The sequence below is a fragment of the Croceicoccus pelagius genome (assembly GCF_001661915.1).
GTDB classification, from domain to species: domain Bacteria; phylum Pseudomonadota; class Alphaproteobacteria; order Sphingomonadales; family Sphingomonadaceae; genus Croceicoccus; species Croceicoccus pelagius.
Genome location: NZ_LYWY01000019.1, coordinates 98,088 through 116,443 on the forward strand (window position 1 = coordinate 98,088; position 18,356 = coordinate 116,443).

The window sequence follows — 18,356 nt, forward strand, 5'->3', positions numbered from 1 at the left end:
TATGACCGAACGACGCACTCTCTACCCGGAAATCGAGCCTTACGAGAGCGGCTGGCTGGACGTGGGCGAAGGCCATTCGCTCTATTACGAGCGTGTCGGCACGCCCGGCGCAAAGCCTGCGGTATTCCTTCACGGCGGCCCCGGCGGCGGCATGTCGCCCAGCCATCGCCGCCAGTGGAACCCGGCGCGCTATGACGTGCTGCTGTTCGACCAGCGCGGTTGCGGCAAGTCGAAGCTGTTTGCCGAGATCGAGAACAACGATACCTGGCGCATAGTCGCCGATATCGAACGTTTGCGCGAAATGTGCGGGCACGAGGCATGGCAGGCGTTCGGCGGCAGCTGGGGCTCCACCCTCGCGCTTGCCTATGCCCAGACTCATCCTGACCGCGTGACCGAGCTTGTCCTGCGCGGCATTTTCCTTGCCCGCGAGAAAGAGGACGAATGGCTCTACGGCCGCGGCGCCAGCGAGATTATGCCCGAACAGTGGGACGCCTTCACCGGCCTCATCCCCCAAGACGAACGCGGCGATCTGGTCACCGCCTACGAACGCCGCCTCAACAGCGACGACGAGGCCGTGGCACTTGCCGCGGCGCGCGAATGGTCGCTTTGGGAAGCCAATGTCGCGACCCTGCTGCCCAATCCGGAGCTTCTTGAAGAGTTCGCCGATCCGTCGAAGGCGCTGCCATTCGCGCGCATCTGCGTGCGGTTCTTTCGCGACAGGTTCTACCTCGAGGAAGGCCAGCTGCTCGCCAATATCGACCGCATCCGCCATATCCCGACCGTGATGGTTCAGGGCCGCTACGACATCTGCACCCCGCCGACTTCGGCGTGGGAAGTGAAGAAAGCATGGCCCGAAGCCGAATTATGGATTGTCCCTGATGCCGGTCACTCAGCGAGCGAGCCGGGCATCATCGACGGTCTCGTCCGCGCGACGGACAAGTTTGCCGGGGGCGATGCATGATCCTCGTCATCGACAATTACGACAGCTTCACCTGGAACCTCGTCCACTACCTGATGGAAATGGGCGTCAAGGTCGAAGTCGTACGCAATGACGCCATGACTGCGGCGGAGGCAATCGCCACGGGCGCGGAGGGATTCCTGCTCTCGCCCGGTCCCTGCACCCCGAACGAGGCCGGTATCAGCCTCGATCTTGTCGGAGCCTGCGCCGATGCGGGCAAGCCGCTGCTTGGCGTGTGCCTAGGCCACCAGTCGATTGGCCAGTATTTCGGCGGAAAGGTCGTTCAGGGCGGCTTGATGCATGGCAAGACCAGCCCGGTCGATCATGACAACACCGGCGTTTTCGAAGGCATTCCGTCTCCCTATCTCGCCACGCGCTATCACTCGCTGGTGGTTGAGGACATTCCCGCCAGCCTGCTGGTAAACGCGACAACACCGCGCCCCGGCGAAGACGGCACACATGCAATGGGCTTCCGCCATGCCGATTTGCCGATCCACGGCGTCCAGTTCCATCCGGAAAGCATCGCGACAGAGCATGGCCATGCGCTGCTCGCGAACTTCCTGAAGATCTGCGGCGTCGAGCCGAAGTTGCCCGCATGAGCTACTCGATCGCAGAAACCGAGGCGCTGTTTGGCCAGATGCTCGACGGGCAGATGACCGACGATGCCATCGCCGACCTGCTGGTCGAAATGGCCGAGCGCGGCGAAACGGCAGAAGAAATCGCCGGAGCCGTGCGTGCGATGCGGGCGCGGATGCTAACGATTGCCGCCCCCCAAAACGCCATCGACGTATGCGGCACCGGCGGCGACGGACAGCACAGCCTGAACGTCTCGACCGCGGTTGCGCTTGTCGTCGCGGCTTGCGGCGTGCCGGTCGCGAAGCACGGCAATCGGGCAGCTTCCAGCAAGGCGGGCGGTGCAGATACGCTGGAAACGCTCGGCCTCGACCTCGCACGCGCGGGGATCAAAGCGGAAGAGACACTGCCTGATCTGGGCATCGCGTTTCTCTTCGCACAGTCGCACCACCCGGCGCTCGCCCGCATCGCCCCCATCCGCAAGTCACTCGGACGGCGCACAATTTTCAACCTGACCGGACCGCTCGCCAATCCGGCGAACGTGAAGCGTCAGCTCGTCGGCGTCGCTAGTCCCGACCTCGTGCCGCTCTATGCAGAGGCGATGCGCCTCCTCGGGACCGAGCGGGCGCTGGTCGTCTCGGGCATGGAAGGCCTCGACGAGATGTCGATTGCAGGTCCGACGCGGATCGAAGGCATCGGCCTTGATGTACCTTGCGAATTATCGCCAAGCGATGCTGGCCTTGCCACGCATTCGCTAGATGCGATCAAGGGCGGTGATCCCGAATACAACGCAAATGCGCTGCGCCGCCTGCTGATGGGAGATACCGGCGCCTATCGCGATGCGGTCGTCCTCAATTCCGCTGCCGCCCTGTGGCTGGCCGGAGATGCGTACGACCTTGCATCAGGAGCGGAAGAAGCGGGCGAAGTAATCGACAAAGGGCTTGCCAAGGCACTGCTCGATTGCTGGATCGCCACGGTGAAGGCATGAAGGCTGGCATGACGGCACCCAACAAACTCATCGAGATATGCGACACCAAGCGTGGTGAAGTTGCCGAGCGAAAAGCAAAGCTCTCGCTCGCCGATCTCGAAGCCGCCGAACTCGCGCGTGAACCGGTCCGCGGGTTCGAAGCGCGACTGCGCGAGGCATCTGTAACCGGCTTCGGCCTCATCGCAGAGATCAAGCGAGCTTCTCCTTCCAAGGGATTGATCAGAGAGGATTTTAACCCTGAAAACCACGCGCGTGACTACGCCGCTGGCGGGGCAACCTGTCTCTCGGTCCTCACCGACGCGCCCTATTTTCAGGGGCATGAAGATTACCTGCTAGCCGCCCGCAAGGCTTGTACGCTGCCGGTGCTACGCAAGGATTTCATGATCGATCCCTGGCAGGTCGCCGAAGCCCGTTCGATCGGGGCAGACGCGATCCTGATCATTGTCGCAGCACTGGAAGACACGCAGATGGCCGAGATCGAAGCTGCGGCCATCGAACGTGGTATGGACGTTTTGGTCGAAGTCCACGACGAGATCGAGATGGAACGCGCCGCGCGGCTCAAATCGCGCCTCATCGGCGTCAACAACCGTGATCTTCGCACCTTCGTCACCGATCTCGCCAATACCGAGCGGCTCGCCCCCCTTGCCCCCAAAGGCTCGTTGCTGGTTGGTGAGAGCGGCATCGACAATCACGCGGATTGCGAGCGTTTGGCCGCCCACGGCGTCCGCACGTTCCTCGTCGGGGAAAGCCTGATGCGGCAAGCTGATCTCGAAAGCGCGACACGGGCACTACTGACGGGCGAAGCTGACGCTGTATGAGCAGACTGAGCCATCTCGACGAGGACGGCGCGGCCCGCATGGTCGATGTGGGCGCAAAGCAAGTCACACGCCGGATGGCGGTCGCGACCGGCCGGATCAAGATGTCGACCGAGGCGCTTACCGCCATTCGCGACGGGCTTGTCAGGAAAGGCGACGTCCTCGCCACGGCGCGGATCGCGGGCATCATGGCGGCAAAACGGACGGGAGACCTCATTCCGCTTTGCCACCCGCTCGGCCTCGACAGTGTGTCGATCGATTTCGCTTTCGAAGACGGGGCAATCAGCGCCACCGCGACCGCTGCGCTTTCGGCCAGGACAGGTGTCGAAATGGAAGCTATTACAGCGACTTCCGTGGCACTTCTCACAATCTATGACATGGCCAAGGCGGTCGACAAAGCGATGGTGATCAGCGACATTCGGCTGGTCGCCAAGGACGGCGGCAAGTCGGGCCGCTGGCGTGCTCCGGGTTTCGAGGGACTGGAACCTTGAAGCCACTCCTCGCGCTGGAAGAGGCGCAGGAACGGCTCCTCGCGCTGGCAACGCCGGGTGGGATCGAGACGGTTCCGGTCGGAGAAGCGCTCGACCGCTACCTTGCCGTACCTCTCCACGCTCGCCGCACGCAGCCTGCCCACCCGCTCTCCGCCATGGATGGCTGGGCCGTAAAGCAGACGGACATGCCCGGTCCCTGGAAAGTGACCGGTGAAAGCGCGGCCGGCCACCCCGCCACGATCGCCATCGGGCCTAAAGAGGCTATCCGTATTTCGACCGGCGCGATCCTGCCCGAAGGCGCGGACATGGTGGTCCTGCAGGAGGACTGTGAGTTCGATGGGGGGGCCCTGACATTCCACGGCGATCCTCCCCGCCCGCTCGGGCGACACGTGCGGCCTCGCGGGCAGGACTTCGAAGAGGGAGACGCGATTCTCGGCGATGGCGCGAAGGTGACACCGGCAACTCTCGCCCTGGCCATCAGTAGTGGCCACCCCGAAATACCGGTGTTCCGCAAGCCCCGCGTCGTCGTAGTCGATAGCGGCGACGAACTGGTAAAGGCCGGAGAGCCCCTTTCCGAAGGCCAGATCCCGGCAAGCAACGGTCCGATGCTCTGCGCGATGCTGGCGCGATTGCCGTGCGAAGTTACGCTGGCAGGTCCGGTTGCCGATGATATCGATGCCATCGTTGCCACTCTCGACAGCGCGAAAGACGCCGATCTCATCTTGACAAGCGGAGGAGCCTCGGTCGGCGATCATGACCTCATGCGCCCGGCACTGGAGAAGGTCGGCGCCGACATCGACTTCTGGCAGGTCGCCATGAAACCCGGCAAGCCGATCATGGTCGGCCAGCGCGGGCAGCAGACGATCATAGGCTTGCCCGGCAATCCGGTTTCGAGCTTCGTGACAGCGAACCTGTTCGCCCTACCTTACGTTCGGGCTTTGCTGGGCGCTCGCGCACCGCTCCCCCATTTCTCTTCCGCGAGAACGCTCTCCGACCTTCCGTCCACCGGGAAGCGGGCAGAATTCCTGAGAGCCGTACACAAAGCAGATGGTGTCGAACTCATCACATTGCAGGACAGCGGTGCGCTATTGCCCTTGGCGAGCGCCGATGCCCTGATCTTCCGCCCACCGTTCAGCGAGACTGCCCTCGCGGGAAGCGAAATTCGATTTATCCGGATCGGATAAGTCGCACGCTTGACGGGACTAACTTTGTTTTCTAATTGTTCCTTATTCGTTCACAGTTGAACGGCGGATAAGGGATCAGGTCATGCTCACCCGCAAGCAACACGAATTGCTCCTGTTCATTCAGCGCAGGCTCGAGGAATCGGGCATCTCTCCCTCGTTTGAGGAGATGAAGGAAGCGCTCGATCTCAAGTCGAAGTCGGGCGTGCACCGGCTGATTTCTGCGCTTGAGGAGCGCGGCTTCATCCGCCGCCTGCCCAACCGGGCCCGCGCGCTGGAAATCCTGCGTCAGCCTGATGACGTCAGCGGTTCCGCTCGTCCGGCTCCGTCGAACGTCGTCGAAATGCCGCAAGCGAAGACGCCGCCTGCGCCTGCTCCGGCCAACGACGTGATCGAAATCCCGCTCCACGGCCGCATTGCTGCCGGTGTCCCGATCGAGGCGATGGAAGATACGCAGACCCTTCCGGTTCCGGCAGCACTGCTGGGTTCGGGTGAGCACTATGCCCTCGAAGTCTCGGGCGACTCGATGGTCGAGGCCGGTATTTTTGACGGGGACTTCGCGCTGGTTCGCAAGACCGACGTGGCCCGCGACGGTGAAATCATCGTGGCGCTTGTCCGCGGCGAGGAAGCGACTTTGAAGTATCTGCACCGCGAGGGTGGCATGATCAGGCTCGATCCGGCGAACTCGGCCTACGAACCGCAGGTTTATGCCGCCAATGAGGTCCAGGTTCAGGGTCGCCTTGCCGGTCTCCTGCGCCGCTATCACTGAAACGCGACGCCCTTACTACCAACCATGGGCGTCCCCGGCGGGGCGTACGTAGCTGACCACTCGCGCATCGATATCGATCGCCGCCCCGCCTCTTCGCGACAACATTCTTCCATCGAGCATGAGCCACTTCGGCTCACACAAGTGGGGAAGCGCGTTCTCAGCGATCACGATGTCGCTTTGGACGCAGGCCTGCCGCAATTCATCCGGGTCAGCGTGGACACGCCCTCTACCGATCAGAATTTGCACATCTTGACCACCTCCGGCCTCGATACTGCAAAACGCGTCGTTGCACCGCGCTCCGGGGAAGTCGATCAACGTAAGGCTGCTCGCGAAGCTTCCCCCACTGTCGTCTGTCGCCAAACCGACGAGTTCGCCGATCCGTTCGCTTTCGAAGTTTTCCGGCCCGCGTAACCAGTACGTATTTCCCCCGGAGTTGAGCGCAAGCTGTCTACCACTTCCCGAGACAATCAGATCGGGAGGCGAAAGCGAGAGCAGCGCGAGGATACCGAGTACCATACCCGGAACACCAAGCAGCCGCGATCTCCCAGTCCAGAGCGCAAGCCAGGTTCCACTCGCTGCGATGGTGAAAACCAGCCAGAGGGGCACCAGAGGCGAGATCTTGACGGCTCGCGGTGCTGATGATGTCGTATGGGCAATGTCGAGCAGCCAGCCGGTAGCCGTCCCACACAGCGACCACAACGGGTCCGACAGACCTAGGGGCTCCAGCACCAGGCAGATGCCGATGAGCGGCATGACGACCATCGTTGTGAGCGGGATTACGAACAGGTTGGCCGCTGCGCTATACAGGCCGGCCTTGTGGAAGTGCATCAAGACCAGCGGTAAAAGGCTCACTTCGATGACAAGGCCGGTCAAGAACAGCATCCACCCGTGACGCAAGGCGCGCACGGGCAACGAGAATTGGCGCGTTGCCGCCCTGAACCGCACGACCTGCGCGCTGTTGTGAAGGGCGACGATCGCGATCACCGCCGCGAAACTCAGCTGGAAACTGGCTCCGACGACAGCTTCCGGCCAGAACAGCATAACGACGATCGCCGCAATCGCCACAAGCCGCATGGAAAGAGCCTGCCTTCCCAGCGCCATCGCCGCGAGCACCAAAATCGCCGCAATGCACGCTCGAATTGTCGGCAAGGCCGCACCGGTAAGCAAGGTATAGCCGATCCCCGCAAAAGCGCCCGCAACTGCCGCCACGAACGGCAAGGGAACCCGTAGCGCCAGCGCTGGCCACAAGGCGAGTAGCCGTAGGCTCACGAACCATACGATCGCGATGACCGCCCCGACGTGAAGACCGCTGATCGACAGCAGGTGCGCCATGCCGGAGTTGCGCATTGCCTCCGCGTCGGCATCCGGAATTGCCCATCGCTCACCCGTCACGAGCGTTGCGGCGATGCCTGCCGCACCCGCGTCATCGATTCGGTCGAGGACGAGTTTATGCAGGTCCGCCTGGACGTCGCTTGTCTCGCGGCTCCTCGCGCCCTCGAAAACCTCGAATTCCGACATGACCGACCCGGTGGCGGATATTCCGTCAAACCATGCCGCCTGTGCGTAATCGTAAAGCCCCGGTGCAACCGCTCGGGATGGCGGCATCAGGCGCAGGCGCGCCCTCACGAGCGCCCCCGGGCCAAGTTCGGGAAGGTCGAATTCTTCCGACAAGGTCACGCGTGCCCTGATCGTTTCTCCGGTCGCGTCGCGCGTTGCCAAAAGAAGTCGCGCACTTCTGCCTCGGGACGCTTCCTCGCGCTCGATCACACGGACGGTCATTTCGGCGACTACCGGCCTTCCGATCCCCGGCGTACCGACAAGCGTGGATCGCCCCCACGCGATCATCAGGCCCGCCGCCATCATCAGTACCAGCGAGACCACAGCCCCCCGGACAAACGGATAGGTTTCGTCGTCCAGAAACAGCAGGACCAGCGCCGCCGACAGCCCGCAAAGTCCTAGAAAAACTAGCCATTCGCCCGGCGACGGAAGGCCGAACCAGACCAGAATGCCGACCAGCATGGCAACCGCCAGCCAAGGCATCTTTTCGAACTGGCGCATCACGAGTGCGGTTTCGACCCAACGGAGGCTGGACAAATCGCGCAACCTTCCCCATTGCCGCACCTGCGAAGGTGGCGGGGCCCGATCTGGCGCCCCATCCGCGACCGGAACGGCGACATCACCCGTCATGTCTTGCCGTTCCCCCGTCAGCGGCCCCTCCCGGACATTATTGAAAGGAAACAAGGCAATATGGCAAGCGGTTCGGCAGCGAAAGGCAACGGCGCTAACGACGCCCATCGCCCGGTTGTCACCCGTTTTGCGCCTTCTCCCACAGGATTCCTGCACATCGGCGGCGCACGCACGGCGCTGTTCAACTGGCTATATGCACGTCATTTCGGCGGCAAGGCACTGCTGCGGATCGAGGATACCGATCGCGCCCGCTCCACCCAGGAAGCGATCGACGCCATTCTCGACGGCCTTAACTGGCTCGGCTTCGACTATGACGAGGCACCGGTTTTCCAGTCCGCGCAGGCGGAGCGTCATGCCGAAGTCGCGCACAAGTTGCTCGACGCAGGTTTTGCCTACAAGTGCTTTGCCACGGCTGAAGAGCTTGAAGCGATGCGGGCAGAGCAACGCGCGAACAAGCAGCCGATGCGCTATGACGGCCGCTGGCGCGATCGCGATCCGGCGGAGGCTCCCGAAGGGGCGCCCTATGTCGTCCGCCTCAAGACGCCTACTAGCGGCGAGACCGTGATCGAGGATGCCGTTCAGGGCCGCGTGAAGGTCAAAAACGTCGAGATCGACGATTACATCCTGCTGCGTTCGGACGGCACGCCGACCTATATGCTGGCGGTCGTCGTCGACGATCACGACATGGGCGTGACCCACGTCATCCGCGGGGACGATCACCTGAACAACGCTTTCCGGCAGTTGCCGATCTATAAGGCGATGCAGGAGATCGAGGGCGGCTGGGAAGAGCCGGTCTATGCCCACATCCCGCTGATCCACGGGGCCGACGGTGCCAAGCTTTCGAAGAGGCACGGCGCGATGGGCGTCGACGCCTACCGTGACGAGCTTGGCCTGCTGCCCGAAGCGGTTGTGAACTACCTCTTGCGGCTTGGCTGGGGCCACGGAGACCAGGAATTCTTCACTATCGACGAAGCAATCGAGGTTTTCGACTTGCCTGCAGTGGGCAAGAGCGCGTCTCGTTTCGACTTCAAGAAGCTGGCCAGCATGAACGGGCAGTACATTCGCGAAGCCGACGATGCTCGTCTGGCGCAGCTTACCGCACCGCGCATCGCCAAGCTGGAACCGGCTTTCGGTGCAGACAAGCACATCGCGCTGCTGACCCAAGCGATGCCTTCGCTGAAGGCACGCGCCAAGGATCTCGACGAGTTGGCGGCAGGCGCCCTGTTTCTTTTCCGTCAGCGTCCGCTTCCCATGGACGAAAAGGCGGAAAAGCTTCTCACCGAGGATGCCCGCGCGTTGCTCGGTAAAATCTCCGAAAAGTTGAAAGCTGGTTCAGATTGGACTAGCGAGCAGCTCGAAACGGAACTCAAGGCAATGGCGGAAGAGCGCGAACTCGGGCTCGGCAAGCTGGCACAGCCGCTTCGTGCGGCGCTGACCGGCCAAGCAACATCGCCGGGAATTTTCGACGTGCTCGTTCTTCTTGGACGCGAAGAGAGTCTGGCGCGTATAGACGCACAGGCAACCGACGCGGCAAAGGCGGACGGCGCGGTGGCCAATTAACGTAATGGAGGCAGAGTAGTGGCTGACAACATGGCGAAGCTGAACGCCGGGGGCGGCGAATACGAATTTCCCGTCAAGAGCGGAACGATCGGCCCCGATGTCGTCGACATCGGCAAGCTTTACGGCAAGTCGGGTATGTTCACATACGACCCGGGCTTCACCTCGACGGCGAGCTGCGATTCCGGTCTGACCTACATCGACGGCGAAGAAGGCGTCCTTCTCCACCGCGGTTATCCGATTGGCCAGCTGGCTGAAAACTCAAGCTTCATGGAAGTGGCCTATCTCCTGCTGAACGGCGAACTGCCCAGCCAGGACGAATACGAAAACTTCACCTACACGATCAGCCGTCACACCATGCTGCATGATCAGCTGCGCGGCTTCTACCAGGGCTTCCGCCGCGATGCCCACCCGATGGCCATCATGTGCGGCGTCGTCGGTGCGCTTTCGGCGTTTTATCACGACAGCACCGACATCGCGGACCCTGAACATCGCAAGATCAGTTCGCACCGCCTGATCGCCAAGATGCCGACGATCGCGGCCATGGCCTACAAGTACTCAATCGGTCAGCCCTTCCTCTATCCGGACAACTCGCTGAGCTACACCGGCAACTTCCTGCGCATGACCTTCGGCGTGCCGGCGGAAGAATACGAGGTGATCCCGGCCGTCGAGAAGGCAATGGACCGTATCTTCATCCTTCACGCCGACCACGAACAGAACGCCTCGACGTCGACCGTGCGTCTGGCAGGGTCCTCGGGCGCGAACCCGTTCGCCTGCATCGCGGCCGGCATTGCCTGCCTCTGGGGGCCGGCACACGGCGGCGCGAACGAAGCGGCTCTCAATATGCTTCAGGAAATCGGCCGTCCGGAGCGCATCCCCGAGTACATCGCACGTGCGAAGAACAAGGACGATCCGTTCCGCCTGATGGGCTTCGGCCACCGCGTCTACAAGAACTACGACCCGCGCGCGACCGTCATGCAGAAGACCGTCCGCGAGGTGTTCGACGCGCTCAAGGTCAACGACCCGGTCTTCGAAGTCGCGCTTCAGCTGGAAGAAATGGCTCTCAACGACGACTACTTCGTCGAAAAGAAGCTCTTCCCGAACGTCGATTTCTACTCGGGCGTCATCCTTTCGGCGATCGGCTTCCCGACCACGATGTTCACCGCGCTCTTCGCCCTTGCCCGCACCGTCGGCTGGGTCGCGCAGTGGAACGAGATGATCTCCGATCCCGCCCAGCGCATCGGTCGTCCGCGTCAGCTCTATACCGGCCCGACGCAGCGCGACTACGTGCCGTTCGACAAGCGCTGAACGGCTGACAGGTAAGGATCAAGGCGATGCCGAAATTCCTCATCAGGATCTTAGGCATCGCCCTTTTTCTTTCCGGAATGCTCTGGACGCTCCAGGGCTTGGGCCTCGTCATGTGGCCCGCCGAAAGCTTCATGCTCGGCGAAAGGGAATGGGCCACTTACGGCCTGATTGCCGCTGGCGCCGGATTGCTGCTGATCTGGCTGACCCGCAACCGCGGGCAAAAAGACTAGGCCGAGGGCAGCGTCAGGGTGAAGCGGTTGCCGCCCCCCTCGTCCGCCGAACCTTCAAGGTCGCCGCCCATCGCACGCGCAAGCATCAGCGCGATGTAGAGGCCGAGACCGCTTCCGCCATCGCCGCTGCGGCCAAGCCGTTCGAACTTGTCGAACATGCGGATAAATTCCTCGGCCGACAGGCTCTCGCCATCGTCCGTGACCGAAACGACCACGTTCACGCCGCTGCGCATGATATCGACCAGGATGCGCCCGCCTTCGGGGCCATAGCTGATCGCGTTGCCGACGATGTTGAGGAGTATCTGCGTCACCCGCTTGCGATCCGCCATGGCAACCGCATCGCTGTTCGACACGTCGAACGTCACCGAACGGGCATCGGCGCGAACCTGAAGCAAGCGGCAGACGATTTCCGCAATGTCCGACACTGCGACGGGTTCTGCATGGATCGCGATAGTACCGTGCTCGATTGCCTCCGCATCGCCCAAATCATCGGCCAGTTCGCCGAGGTGACGGCCGGCATTGACCATATCGAGCGCATACTCACGGTATTCCGCCGGTAACGGACCTGCCAGCCTGTCGCGGATCGCCTCGGCCTGACGAATGATCCGTGCCACCGGATTGCGCATGGCCGGCGCAAGTTCCTCACCCAGCAGGTTCGGCGGAAGGAGATCCGTTTCCTCGGTCTCGTACTCGTTCTCGCCAACCGGGCGAAGCAGGAGCTGAAAACCCACGTTGGCCGAAGCGAGCAGCAAGTGCCATTCGCGCGGAGACCCGGCGATCCGCACGGTCATCCCGCTCCGCGCCTGCCAGATCGGCGGCGTTCCGGTGTCGTGAGCCGAAAAGTCGAAAAGTCCGGTCCAGTGCTGCCCGCGCATCGTACGCGCTTGTCCGACGAGGGGGGCCAGATCAGCGACCTGGCTCTCGACCGCGAGAACGCGCTGGCCTTCGTCAAGCCAGACGACACCTTCGGCCAGCAGGTTCTCGACCGCAAGGCGCGTCGCCTCTCCGTTGCTGGTGCCGGTTCCGTGGCTCGATCGGTGCCAGTCCGAAAGGCGGATCGCGCACCCTTCGCCATCGGGCTCGACCTCGGCCCAGCCTTCAAGGCTGCCCTCGCTATGACGCATGACCAGCGGACGGCCCAGCTTCATGCCGAAACTGCGTGACTTGCGAACCAGTTCAAGCAGTCCGGGCGCTGCGATCAATCCGGGAATTTCGCCGCCGCAGGCCAGCTGCATGTCGGCCAGCGGACCATCCGCAGCAACGAGACGGTCCGCCGCATCGCTGCGCGCGACCAGCGGTTCTACCGCTGCCGTCTCGGTGATGGCTTCAGCCCCTGACATCGTCCGATACCCCTTGCCCGGTCAGCAGAGCACGGGCGTCGCCGCCCTGCAAGCGTCCGAAACCTTCGGGAAGCGTGATCTCGGGGTGGATGGCGTAGAACTCGCGCTCGATCTCGCGGTCGCCAAGGCCTGCTGCGCGCAGCGACAGGGCAAGGCGCGCAAGCTGGCTCTCGCTCGTCGCGACGGCCACGGTGTCACGGGAATCGCCCGTTGCCGCGGCCAGCGCCGACAGAAACACCGGAACGCCTGCATGGGTGATCGAAAGCGCAGCAAATGCCCCTGCCCCCAAAGCCCCGACAAGCCGGTTGGCCAGCGAGATGCGGCATTGAGACTCGTCGTAGCCTTCCCGGATCGCGTGTTCGGTGTTCCGCGCATGTGCTTCATAGGCAAGATCGCCCGCAACCGCGTGGCGCAGCGTTTCGAGCAGCGAATGCAACACTTCGGCTGGAAGTTCGTTCACCGGCAGGCTCATGCGCTGCTGATGCCGGGCAAAGGCTGCCTGCGACGTCAGAAGGTCCATCGCGAGGGCCGAACTGGTCGGATCGTCCGCCCCGATCAGCGCCTGAAGCAGGGGCGAAAGCGCGGGATCGACACCTGCACGGCGCTGCATCGATTCTGTAAGTTGCCATTCTAGGGCAATCGAATGGAGGTGATCGACGATGACAGGCTCATCGATCAGGGCGCCCGAAAGCGGCTCCGTAATCGAGTTGGCCCATCCGCGCGGATCGCGTTCGCCTGCCGCCTGCGCCAGCTTGTAGCCGACCTGTCGGGCCAGATCCTCGGCCATTGCGCGCACACGAGCGACAATCGCATCGCTGAACATGGAACGGTCCTCGGTCGCGATAAGCTGACGCAAGACGACGCCCCGCGCGCCGAGAACGCGGTCTCCCCGCTTCAGCTCAACCCGCATAACTGATTGCAGGCCCGTGGCCTTTTCCAGTTCACCCATGCGAACGGACTAACACCCCATGGTTAAAGCCGCGTTATCTTGTCACCTGATTCGCGCGGAATGTCACAAATGCCGCCCACCCGGCCATGACAGCCATAGACACTGCCATGACGATCGGTGTCGTCCAACCGGCAATGACGGCCAGCCCCAGTACGACACACTGTGTCACCCGGTCCTCGAAGAAGGGCCGCGCATGGGGAACGGGAAACAGGACCGCGCCCAGACGGACTAAACAGACGAAAACGGTCGATGCGAACCACGGGCCCAGTGCCCCGAGCCGCTCACCTTCGATAGATCCGGTGAGCGCCAGGGCGAGAACAACGAATAACAGCAGGTCGATTGCGAGATGCACGATAGTCGGCCTGCGGTCGGGCATAGCGGCGTCGATCCTGCCCTGCCGCTCCGCCTTGTCGAGAATGATCGCGCAGCGCACCACCAGCCACGTGGCCGCGATGGAGAAGAAGGCAGCCGCGAACATGGCGAAGCCCGCAAAGGCAACAGCGGCTGCCGCTGGCAGGATCGCTGCCCACCATACGAGGATGGCCGACCGGTCCGCCTCGAACAGGCGATTGCCGAATTTCCCGACGATCAGGCCCGCAAGCTTTGCACCTGGCGTCTTGCCATGCGCTTCGGCAAGGCTGAGGCGAAGACGATGCGCCTCGATCGCCTGCCCCTCACTCTCGCTGCGCACGATGACCCACCGCCTGTCGGGAAGTGCCTGCGGATCGACGGCGCGTTGCGTGACGCCTGCCATCAACGCAATGCGCAGCAGCGAGGAGGCAACGTCGCAATCGCGCGGCAACTGACGTAACCGCTCGGCCAAGGCACCGGGAATGACGAGAATACCGCCCCAGGCAAGTTCCGCATCGATCCGCTCGAACCCTGCCTCAAGCCCCTCCTCCACCGGAAGCGTCGCGATGCCGGACTGCTTCAGGAGCGGAACCGCCAGTACCGGATCGGCCAGCAGCGCATCGCCGAACACGACCAGTTCGTCTGCTGCCGTGACTTCGGAACAGAGCGCGGGCGCATCGGCGATGACCCGTGCCTCCAGCTTCATCTCGCTCGCCAAGGCAACGACATCGTCGAGGCCGACCGTGCGCCTGTCGGCGAGCAGTAGGATCCGCTGCGCACCCGTTGCTTCGGCCAGTTCCAGCTGACGCTCGACAACGGTCTCGCCGCCTACGCGCAGGCCGGCACGTGTCAGCAGGCCGTCGACGGCCAGCGGCTCCAGCATGGAAAGTACGGCAATTCGCAAGTTTCGTGGCCCCTGTGCCGCCGGATCAGTCCGGGCAGCTCGTTCGCGATCAAGTTCCAGCACGGTTCATGGATCGCCCTGCGCCACTCTGCAAGATGGCGCTGCCGGATTGTCCTTAACCCTTGGAAATCCGTGGATGAGGCCGGGGAAAACGGAAGATTTCTCACGTGCGCGCGCGTTCATTCGGTGTTAGTCATGCGCCATGACAAAGCAGCGGAACATCGTCGCCTTCGGCGGACAAGGCAGCGAAGAAGAATTCGTGGAAACGACGGGTGCGGAAACCGCGCCTGCCGAAGAAGAGTACACGGCGAGCGAGGACTGGTACGAAGAACCGGTGCGAAGCCGCAATCTCTCGTGGCTCGTCCCGACGCTCGGTATCGTGGCGCTGTTCGCTTGGACCGCGTTCTTTGCCTGGGCCAACCAGGCTTCGCTGCTCTCTGGCCCCATACCGGCCGAATGGACCGCCCTGCTCGCGCAGTGGGCCATGCCCGCCGCTCTTGTCGTCACGCTCTGGATGCTGGCCATGCGCCACAGCAGGGTCGAGGCCGGACGCTTCGCCGATGCCGCCGCCAGCCTTCGCGCAGAATCCGCCGCGCTCGAAGATCGTCTCGGCCACGTGAACTCGGAACTGAGCATCGCGCGCGAGTTCATCATCGCGCAGGGCCGCGACCTCGAGGCGCTCGGCCGCATCGCCAGCGAACGCCTCGGCGAAAGCGCGAACAAGCTGGAGGCGCTGATCTCGGATAATTCCGAACGCGTCGATCGCCTCCAGACCGTGAGCACCGCTGCGCTGGAAAACATGGAAAAGCTGCGCGGCCAGCTTCCCGTCGTCACCAATGCGACGCGCGACCTCACCAACAACATCGGCCAGGCAGGCCAGGGCGCGAGCATGCAGCTTGAACGCCTGTCCGAAGGCTTCGACAAGATCGGCGAGGCGGGCGAGGCGAGCACGCTGAAGATCGACGCGATGCGCGAACGCGTGAACGATGTTCTGGGCGAGTTCAATCGCTGTTCCGAACAACTCGGCCAGATCGCCAGGGATCGCTTCGAGGCGCTCGACGCCGAGGGCGCGGCCCTTCGCGAACGTATGGACGAGCAGGAAATCGCCGCACTCGCCGCCGTGCGAAAGCGTGCGGACGATCTTGAAGGCATGCTGGAAAGCATTCGAGCCAAGCTCTCCGATGCCGAGGGCTTTGCGCTCAAGTCCTTGCGTGAACGTCTCTCGACGCTTGGGGCCGACGCCGACAATCTCGGCGAGCGCCTGAAGAGTGGCGAAGCGGCTGCCATGGATGGCTGGCGCGACCGGCTTGCCGTTATCGAGAGCGATACCCGCGCGCTGTTTGTCCAGCTCGACAACAATTCCGCCGAGGCGCTGGACGCTGCCGGTGCCCGGGTGGCCGCGCTGTCCTCGGAAATCAGCCGCCTCCACGGCGACCTGCGCCGCCAAGGCGAAACTCTCGATACCCAGATCGAGGAACGCTACGCGAAGAGCGAAGATGCCAATCGCGGGCTGGCAGAGCGTCTCTCCGCCCTCGTCGCGGGGCTCGACAGCGAGATCGAGGCCCGCCGCGTCCGCGGCGCGCAATCGAGCCGTGCGCTGGTCGAGGAACTTGCAACGACTTTCGCGCAGCTCGACGCCGGCATTGAGGACCGCGTCGCCCGTGGCGAAGAAACAAGCCGCGTTCTGACCGAAAAGATCGGCGAGGCCCTCGCCCATCTCGATGCGCAAATCGACGCGCGTGCCGAGATCAGCGAGCAGAAAAGCAAGGCGTTGGCCGCGCGCGTCGCTTCGTCGCTTGCCTCGCTGGACGAGGAAATCGCCCAGCGCGCCCAGCGCGGCGAAGAAGCAGGCCGCGCAATGACGAGCGGCGTTTCGACCGCCCTCACCTCGCTCGACAGCGAGATCGAGGTCCGCGAGGAACGCGGTCGCGAAGCCGCTTCGCTCATGTCCGAAAGCCTGCGCACCGCGCTCGACGCACTCGATAGCGAAATCGCACGCCGCCGCGCTCACAGTCGCGAAGCCGCGCGCGAACTGGCCGAAGGTTACGCCGACGAACTGGCCGAACTCGACCGCCAGCTTACCGAACGCCGCGAACGTCACGAGGAAGCGGGCCGCGACCTGTCGAACAAGCTGCTGGACCTGCTGGTCCAGTTCGACGGCGAATTCGAGACACGCCGCGCCCGTCATCTCGAAGCGACCGAAGCACTTGGCCGCCATGCCCAGCGCATCGCCGACCAGCTTGGCGACTATGGTTCACGCATGGACGCCGCCGCGGGACAGGGCCGCGAGGCGGAGCAGGCCATCGTCAACGGCCTCAACCTCCTGTCCGAAAAGCTTGCCGCAAGCCGCGATGCGCTGACCGGCACGGACAGTGCCATCCTTGGCCTGACCGACAGTTCGGTGCGCCTGCTCGAACTGATCGAGGCAAGCTCGCGCCACACGCGCGAAGCACTACCCGGCGCGCTGTCCGAAGCAGAAGGGCGACTCGACGACGTGTCCGGCCGGATCGAGGCCATGCGCCTCATGCTCAGCCAGGCTGGCGAACGGGGCGAAGAACTGGGCCGCGCCGTCGACACAACGCGCGAGGCCACCCGCTCCGCCCTTGCCGAAATTGAAGGCCTGCACGACACGCTGCACGAACGTGGTTCGGCGCATGCCACGCAGCTTGGCGACTTGCGAGAAACGCTGTCGCAGGCACGCAAGGACAGCGAAGCGATGGCGACTGCCGCCGAGGCGACGCTCAACGGAGCAATCGCGCGCCTTGCCGAAGCGAGCCGCGAAGCCGTTGCCAACATCGAGGGTACGTCGTCCGAAGCCGTCCGCTCGATTGCCGAGAAGCTGGCCAAGGAAAGCGGCATCGTCGTCACCGAGGCCCTGCGCGAAAGCACGAGCGACGCGCTCGAAGGGCTCGACACCGCCGTCAGCAAGGCGACCGAAGCCGCGCGCGAAGCCGCAGCGGAACTGCGCGAGCAGCTTGGCCGTGTCGACGAGATCACGGGGCACCTCGAAGCCCGCATCGTCGCTGCGCGTCAGCGCGCCGAAGAGGACATCGACGATCACTTTGCGCGCCGCGTCTCCCAGATCACCGAATCGCTCAACTCGACCGCAATCGACATCGACAAGGTTCTATCGGCCGAAGTCAGCGAAGCCTCATGGCAGGCTTATCTGAAAGGCGAGCGCGGCATCTTCACCCGCCGCGCGGTGCGCCTGATCGATTCCGGCGACGCCAGGCAGATCGTCGAGCACTACGAGGCAGAGGAAGAGTTCCGCGAGCACGTAAACCGCTACATCCACGACTTCGAAGGCATGCTGCGCAACCTGCTCGCCACCCGCGAAGGCAACTCGCTGGCGGTAACGGTGCTGTCGTCGGATATGGGCAAACTCTACGTCGCGCTGGCGCAGGCGATCGAACGCTTGCGCCGCTAAGCGCGGGCGTTCAGTCTTTCGCGGTTTCGCGCATCCAGATCTGCTCTTCCACGATCTCCTTCGGAGGGTGGATAAAGTTCAGATCGGCGACGGTGATCCAGCCATTGACGTAATTGGCGTAAAAGAGCGCACAAAGGATCGCAGCAAGGATCGTCGCGCGGATGGCGACGCGACCCGGGCGAAAATTGCTAGGCGCGGAATCGGCCTGCCCGGGGACAAGTTCCTCTCCGGCTTCGCGGTGGGTGCGAATGCCGAAGGGCATGACAATGAACGCGCTCATCACCCAGAAAAGCAGGTAGATCGCAAGGACCGAGGTCCACTGCATCGC

At 63.4% G+C, this 18,356-nt stretch carries 16 protein-coding genes; 11 read left to right on the plus strand and 5 right to left on the minus strand.

All coding sequences use genetic code 11. The annotated features are described in order from the left end of the window. Window position 1 precedes the first annotated feature (1 nt). The 7 genes from pip to lexA all read left to right on the plus strand — a co-directional run bounded on the left by pip (window position 2) and on the right by lexA (window position 5,775). On the plus strand, window positions 2-961 hold the full coding sequence (gene pip / locus A9D15_RS03930; RefSeq protein WP_066762175.1) for a prolyl aminopeptidase: 960 nt from the start codon (window positions 2-4) through the stop codon (window positions 959-961). After that, window positions 958-1,557: an anthranilate synthase component II gene (locus A9D15_RS03935; RefSeq protein ID WP_066761974.1), complete on the plus strand. Its 600-nt coding sequence runs from the start codon at window positions 958-960 to the stop codon at window positions 1,555-1,557. The genes pip and A9D15_RS03935 overlap by 4 nt, the downstream gene beginning before the upstream one ends. After that, window positions 1,554-2,519 (plus strand): anthranilate phosphoribosyltransferase, encoded by a 966-nt coding sequence (trpD, locus tag A9D15_RS03940; RefSeq protein WP_066761976.1) that lies wholly within the window; start codon window positions 1,554-1,556, stop codon window positions 2,517-2,519. The genes A9D15_RS03935 and trpD overlap by 4 nt, the downstream gene beginning before the upstream one ends. A gap of 8 nt (window positions 2,520-2,527) precedes the next feature. Further along, window positions 2,528-3,337 carry an indole-3-glycerol phosphate synthase TrpC gene (trpC, locus tag A9D15_RS03945; RefSeq protein WP_066762177.1) on the plus strand — a complete coding sequence of 270 codons (810 nt, stop codon included), beginning with the start codon at window positions 2,528-2,530 and terminating at the stop codon, window positions 3,335-3,337. Further along, the gene (gene moaC, locus A9D15_RS03950) at window positions 3,334-3,825 is read left to right on the plus strand and encodes a cyclic pyranopterin monophosphate synthase MoaC (RefSeq protein ID WP_066761978.1); all 492 of its coding nucleotides are present in this window, start codon (window positions 3,334-3,336) and stop codon (window positions 3,823-3,825) included. Before trpC ends, moaC begins: the two co-directional genes overlap by 4 nt. Further along, window positions 3,822-5,009, plus strand: coding sequence for a molybdopterin molybdotransferase MoeA (locus A9D15_RS03955; RefSeq protein ID WP_066761980.1), 1,188 nt, complete (start codon window positions 3,822-3,824; stop codon window positions 5,007-5,009). Before moaC ends, A9D15_RS03955 begins: the two co-directional genes overlap by 4 nt. An 82-nt stretch (window positions 5,010-5,091) precedes the next feature. Then, a complete protein-coding gene (gene lexA, locus A9D15_RS03960) occupies window positions 5,092-5,775 on the plus strand; it encodes a transcriptional repressor LexA (RefSeq protein ID WP_066761982.1) in 684 nt (227 codons plus the stop codon). A gap of 15 nt (window positions 5,776-5,790) precedes the next feature. Here the strand turns inward: lexA and A9D15_RS03965 are convergent, their stop codons facing one another. Beyond that, the gene (locus tag A9D15_RS03965; RefSeq protein WP_172807459.1) at window positions 5,791-7,962 is read right to left on the minus strand and encodes a ComEC/Rec2 family competence protein; all 2,172 of its coding nucleotides are present in this window, start codon (window positions 7,960-7,962) and stop codon (window positions 5,791-5,793) included. Between the two features lie 60 nt (window positions 7,963-8,022). Between A9D15_RS03965 and gltX the strand changes: the two genes are divergently transcribed. The 3 genes from gltX to A9D15_RS03980 are packed head-to-tail and all read left to right on the plus strand — an operon-like array spanning window position 8,023 to window position 11,057. Continuing rightward, entirely contained in the window at window positions 8,023-9,522 is a 1,500-nt protein-coding gene (gene gltX, locus A9D15_RS03970; protein ID WP_066761986.1) for a glutamate--tRNA ligase, read from the plus strand. A 30-nt stretch (window positions 9,523-9,552) separates the two neighbouring features. Beyond that, the gene (locus A9D15_RS03975) at window positions 9,553-10,827 is read left to right on the plus strand and encodes a citrate synthase (protein ID WP_066761987.1); all 1,275 of its coding nucleotides are present in this window, start codon (window positions 9,553-9,555) and stop codon (window positions 10,825-10,827) included. Between the two features lie 26 nt (window positions 10,828-10,853). Then, complete coding sequence (locus tag A9D15_RS03980; RefSeq protein WP_066761988.1) at window positions 10,854-11,057, plus strand: hypothetical protein; 204 nt, start codon at window positions 10,854-10,856, stop codon at window positions 11,055-11,057. On the opposite strand, the gene A9D15_RS03985 is transcribed toward A9D15_RS03980, so the two are convergent. Genes A9D15_RS03985 through A9D15_RS03995 form a run of 3 tightly spaced genes read right to left on the minus strand, consistent with a single transcriptional unit; the run spans window position 11,054 to window position 14,580 of the window. Beyond that, window positions 11,054-12,397 carry a sensor histidine kinase gene (locus A9D15_RS03985; RefSeq protein WP_066761989.1) on the minus strand — a complete coding sequence of 448 codons (1,344 nt, stop codon included), beginning with the start codon at window positions 12,395-12,397 and terminating at the stop codon, window positions 11,054-11,056. The genes A9D15_RS03980 and A9D15_RS03985 overlap by 4 nt on opposite strands. Continuing rightward, window positions 12,384-13,346: a hypothetical protein gene (locus A9D15_RS03990; RefSeq protein WP_066761993.1), complete on the minus strand. Its 963-nt coding sequence runs from the start codon at window positions 13,344-13,346 to the stop codon at window positions 12,384-12,386. The genes A9D15_RS03985 and A9D15_RS03990 overlap by 14 nt, the downstream gene beginning before the upstream one ends. A gap of 34 nt (window positions 13,347-13,380) precedes the next feature. Continuing rightward, the gene (locus tag A9D15_RS03995) at window positions 13,381-14,580 is read right to left on the minus strand and encodes a hypothetical protein (protein ID WP_066761994.1); all 1,200 of its coding nucleotides are present in this window, start codon (window positions 14,578-14,580) and stop codon (window positions 13,381-13,383) included. A gap of 223 nt (window positions 14,581-14,803) precedes the next feature. On the opposite strand from A9D15_RS03995, the gene A9D15_RS04000 reads away from it, so the two are divergent. After that, window positions 14,804-18,028 carry a coiled-coil domain-containing protein gene (locus A9D15_RS04000; protein ID WP_066761996.1) on the plus strand — a complete coding sequence of 1,075 codons (3,225 nt, stop codon included), beginning with the start codon at window positions 14,804-14,806 and terminating at the stop codon, window positions 18,026-18,028. 10 nt (window positions 18,029-18,038) lie between these two features. Here the strand turns inward: A9D15_RS04000 and A9D15_RS04005 are convergent, their stop codons facing one another. Beyond that, window positions 18,039-18,353, minus strand: coding sequence for a DUF1467 family protein (locus tag A9D15_RS04005; protein WP_066762003.1), 315 nt, complete (start codon window positions 18,351-18,353; stop codon window positions 18,039-18,041). Window positions 18,354-18,356 lie beyond the last annotated feature (3 nt).

What these genes read in the sequence shown, in the direction of transcription:
- pip (WP_066762175.1), top strand. Translation starts at nt 2, where the DNA reads ATGACCGAACGACGCACTCTCTACCCGGAAATCGAGCCTTACGAGAGC.
- A9D15_RS03935 (WP_066761974.1), top strand. Translation starts at nt 958, where the DNA reads ATGATCCTCGTCATCGACAATTACGACAGCTTCACCTGGAACCTCGTC.
- trpD (WP_066761976.1), top strand. Translation starts at nt 1,554, where the DNA reads ATGAGCTACTCGATCGCAGAAACCGAGGCGCTGTTTGGCCAGATGCTC.
- trpC (WP_066762177.1), top strand. Translation starts at nt 2,528, where the DNA reads ATGACGGCACCCAACAAACTCATCGAGATATGCGACACCAAGCGTGGT.
- moaC (WP_066761978.1), top strand. Translation starts at nt 3,334, where the DNA reads ATGAGCAGACTGAGCCATCTCGACGAGGACGGCGCGGCCCGCATGGTC.
- lexA (WP_066761982.1), top strand. Translation starts at nt 5,092, where the DNA reads ATGCTCACCCGCAAGCAACACGAATTGCTCCTGTTCATTCAGCGCAGG.
- A9D15_RS03965 (WP_172807459.1), bottom strand. Translation starts at nt 7,962, where the DNA reads ATGACGGGTGATGTCGCCGTTCCGGTCGCGGATGGGGCGCCAGATCGG.
- gltX (WP_066761986.1), top strand. Translation starts at nt 8,023, where the DNA reads ATGGCAAGCGGTTCGGCAGCGAAAGGCAACGGCGCTAACGACGCCCAT.
- A9D15_RS03975 (WP_066761987.1), top strand. Translation starts at nt 9,553, where the DNA reads ATGGCGAAGCTGAACGCCGGGGGCGGCGAATACGAATTTCCCGTCAAG.
- A9D15_RS03980 (WP_066761988.1), top strand. Translation starts at nt 10,854, where the DNA reads ATGCCGAAATTCCTCATCAGGATCTTAGGCATCGCCCTTTTTCTTTCC.
- A9D15_RS03985 (WP_066761989.1), bottom strand. Translation starts at nt 12,397, where the DNA reads ATGTCAGGGGCTGAAGCCATCACCGAGACGGCAGCGGTAGAACCGCTG.
- A9D15_RS03990 (WP_066761993.1), bottom strand. Translation starts at nt 13,346, where the DNA reads ATGGGTGAACTGGAAAAGGCCACGGGCCTGCAATCAGTTATGCGGGTT.
- A9D15_RS03995 (WP_066761994.1), bottom strand. Translation starts at nt 14,580, where the DNA reads ATGCTGGAGCCGCTGGCCGTCGACGGCCTGCTGACACGTGCCGGCCTG.
- A9D15_RS04000 (WP_066761996.1), top strand. Translation starts at nt 14,804, where the DNA reads ATGACAAAGCAGCGGAACATCGTCGCCTTCGGCGGACAAGGCAGCGAA.
- A9D15_RS04005 (WP_066762003.1), bottom strand. Translation starts at nt 18,353, where the DNA reads ATGCAGTGGACCTCGGTCCTTGCGATCTACCTGCTTTTCTGGGTGATG.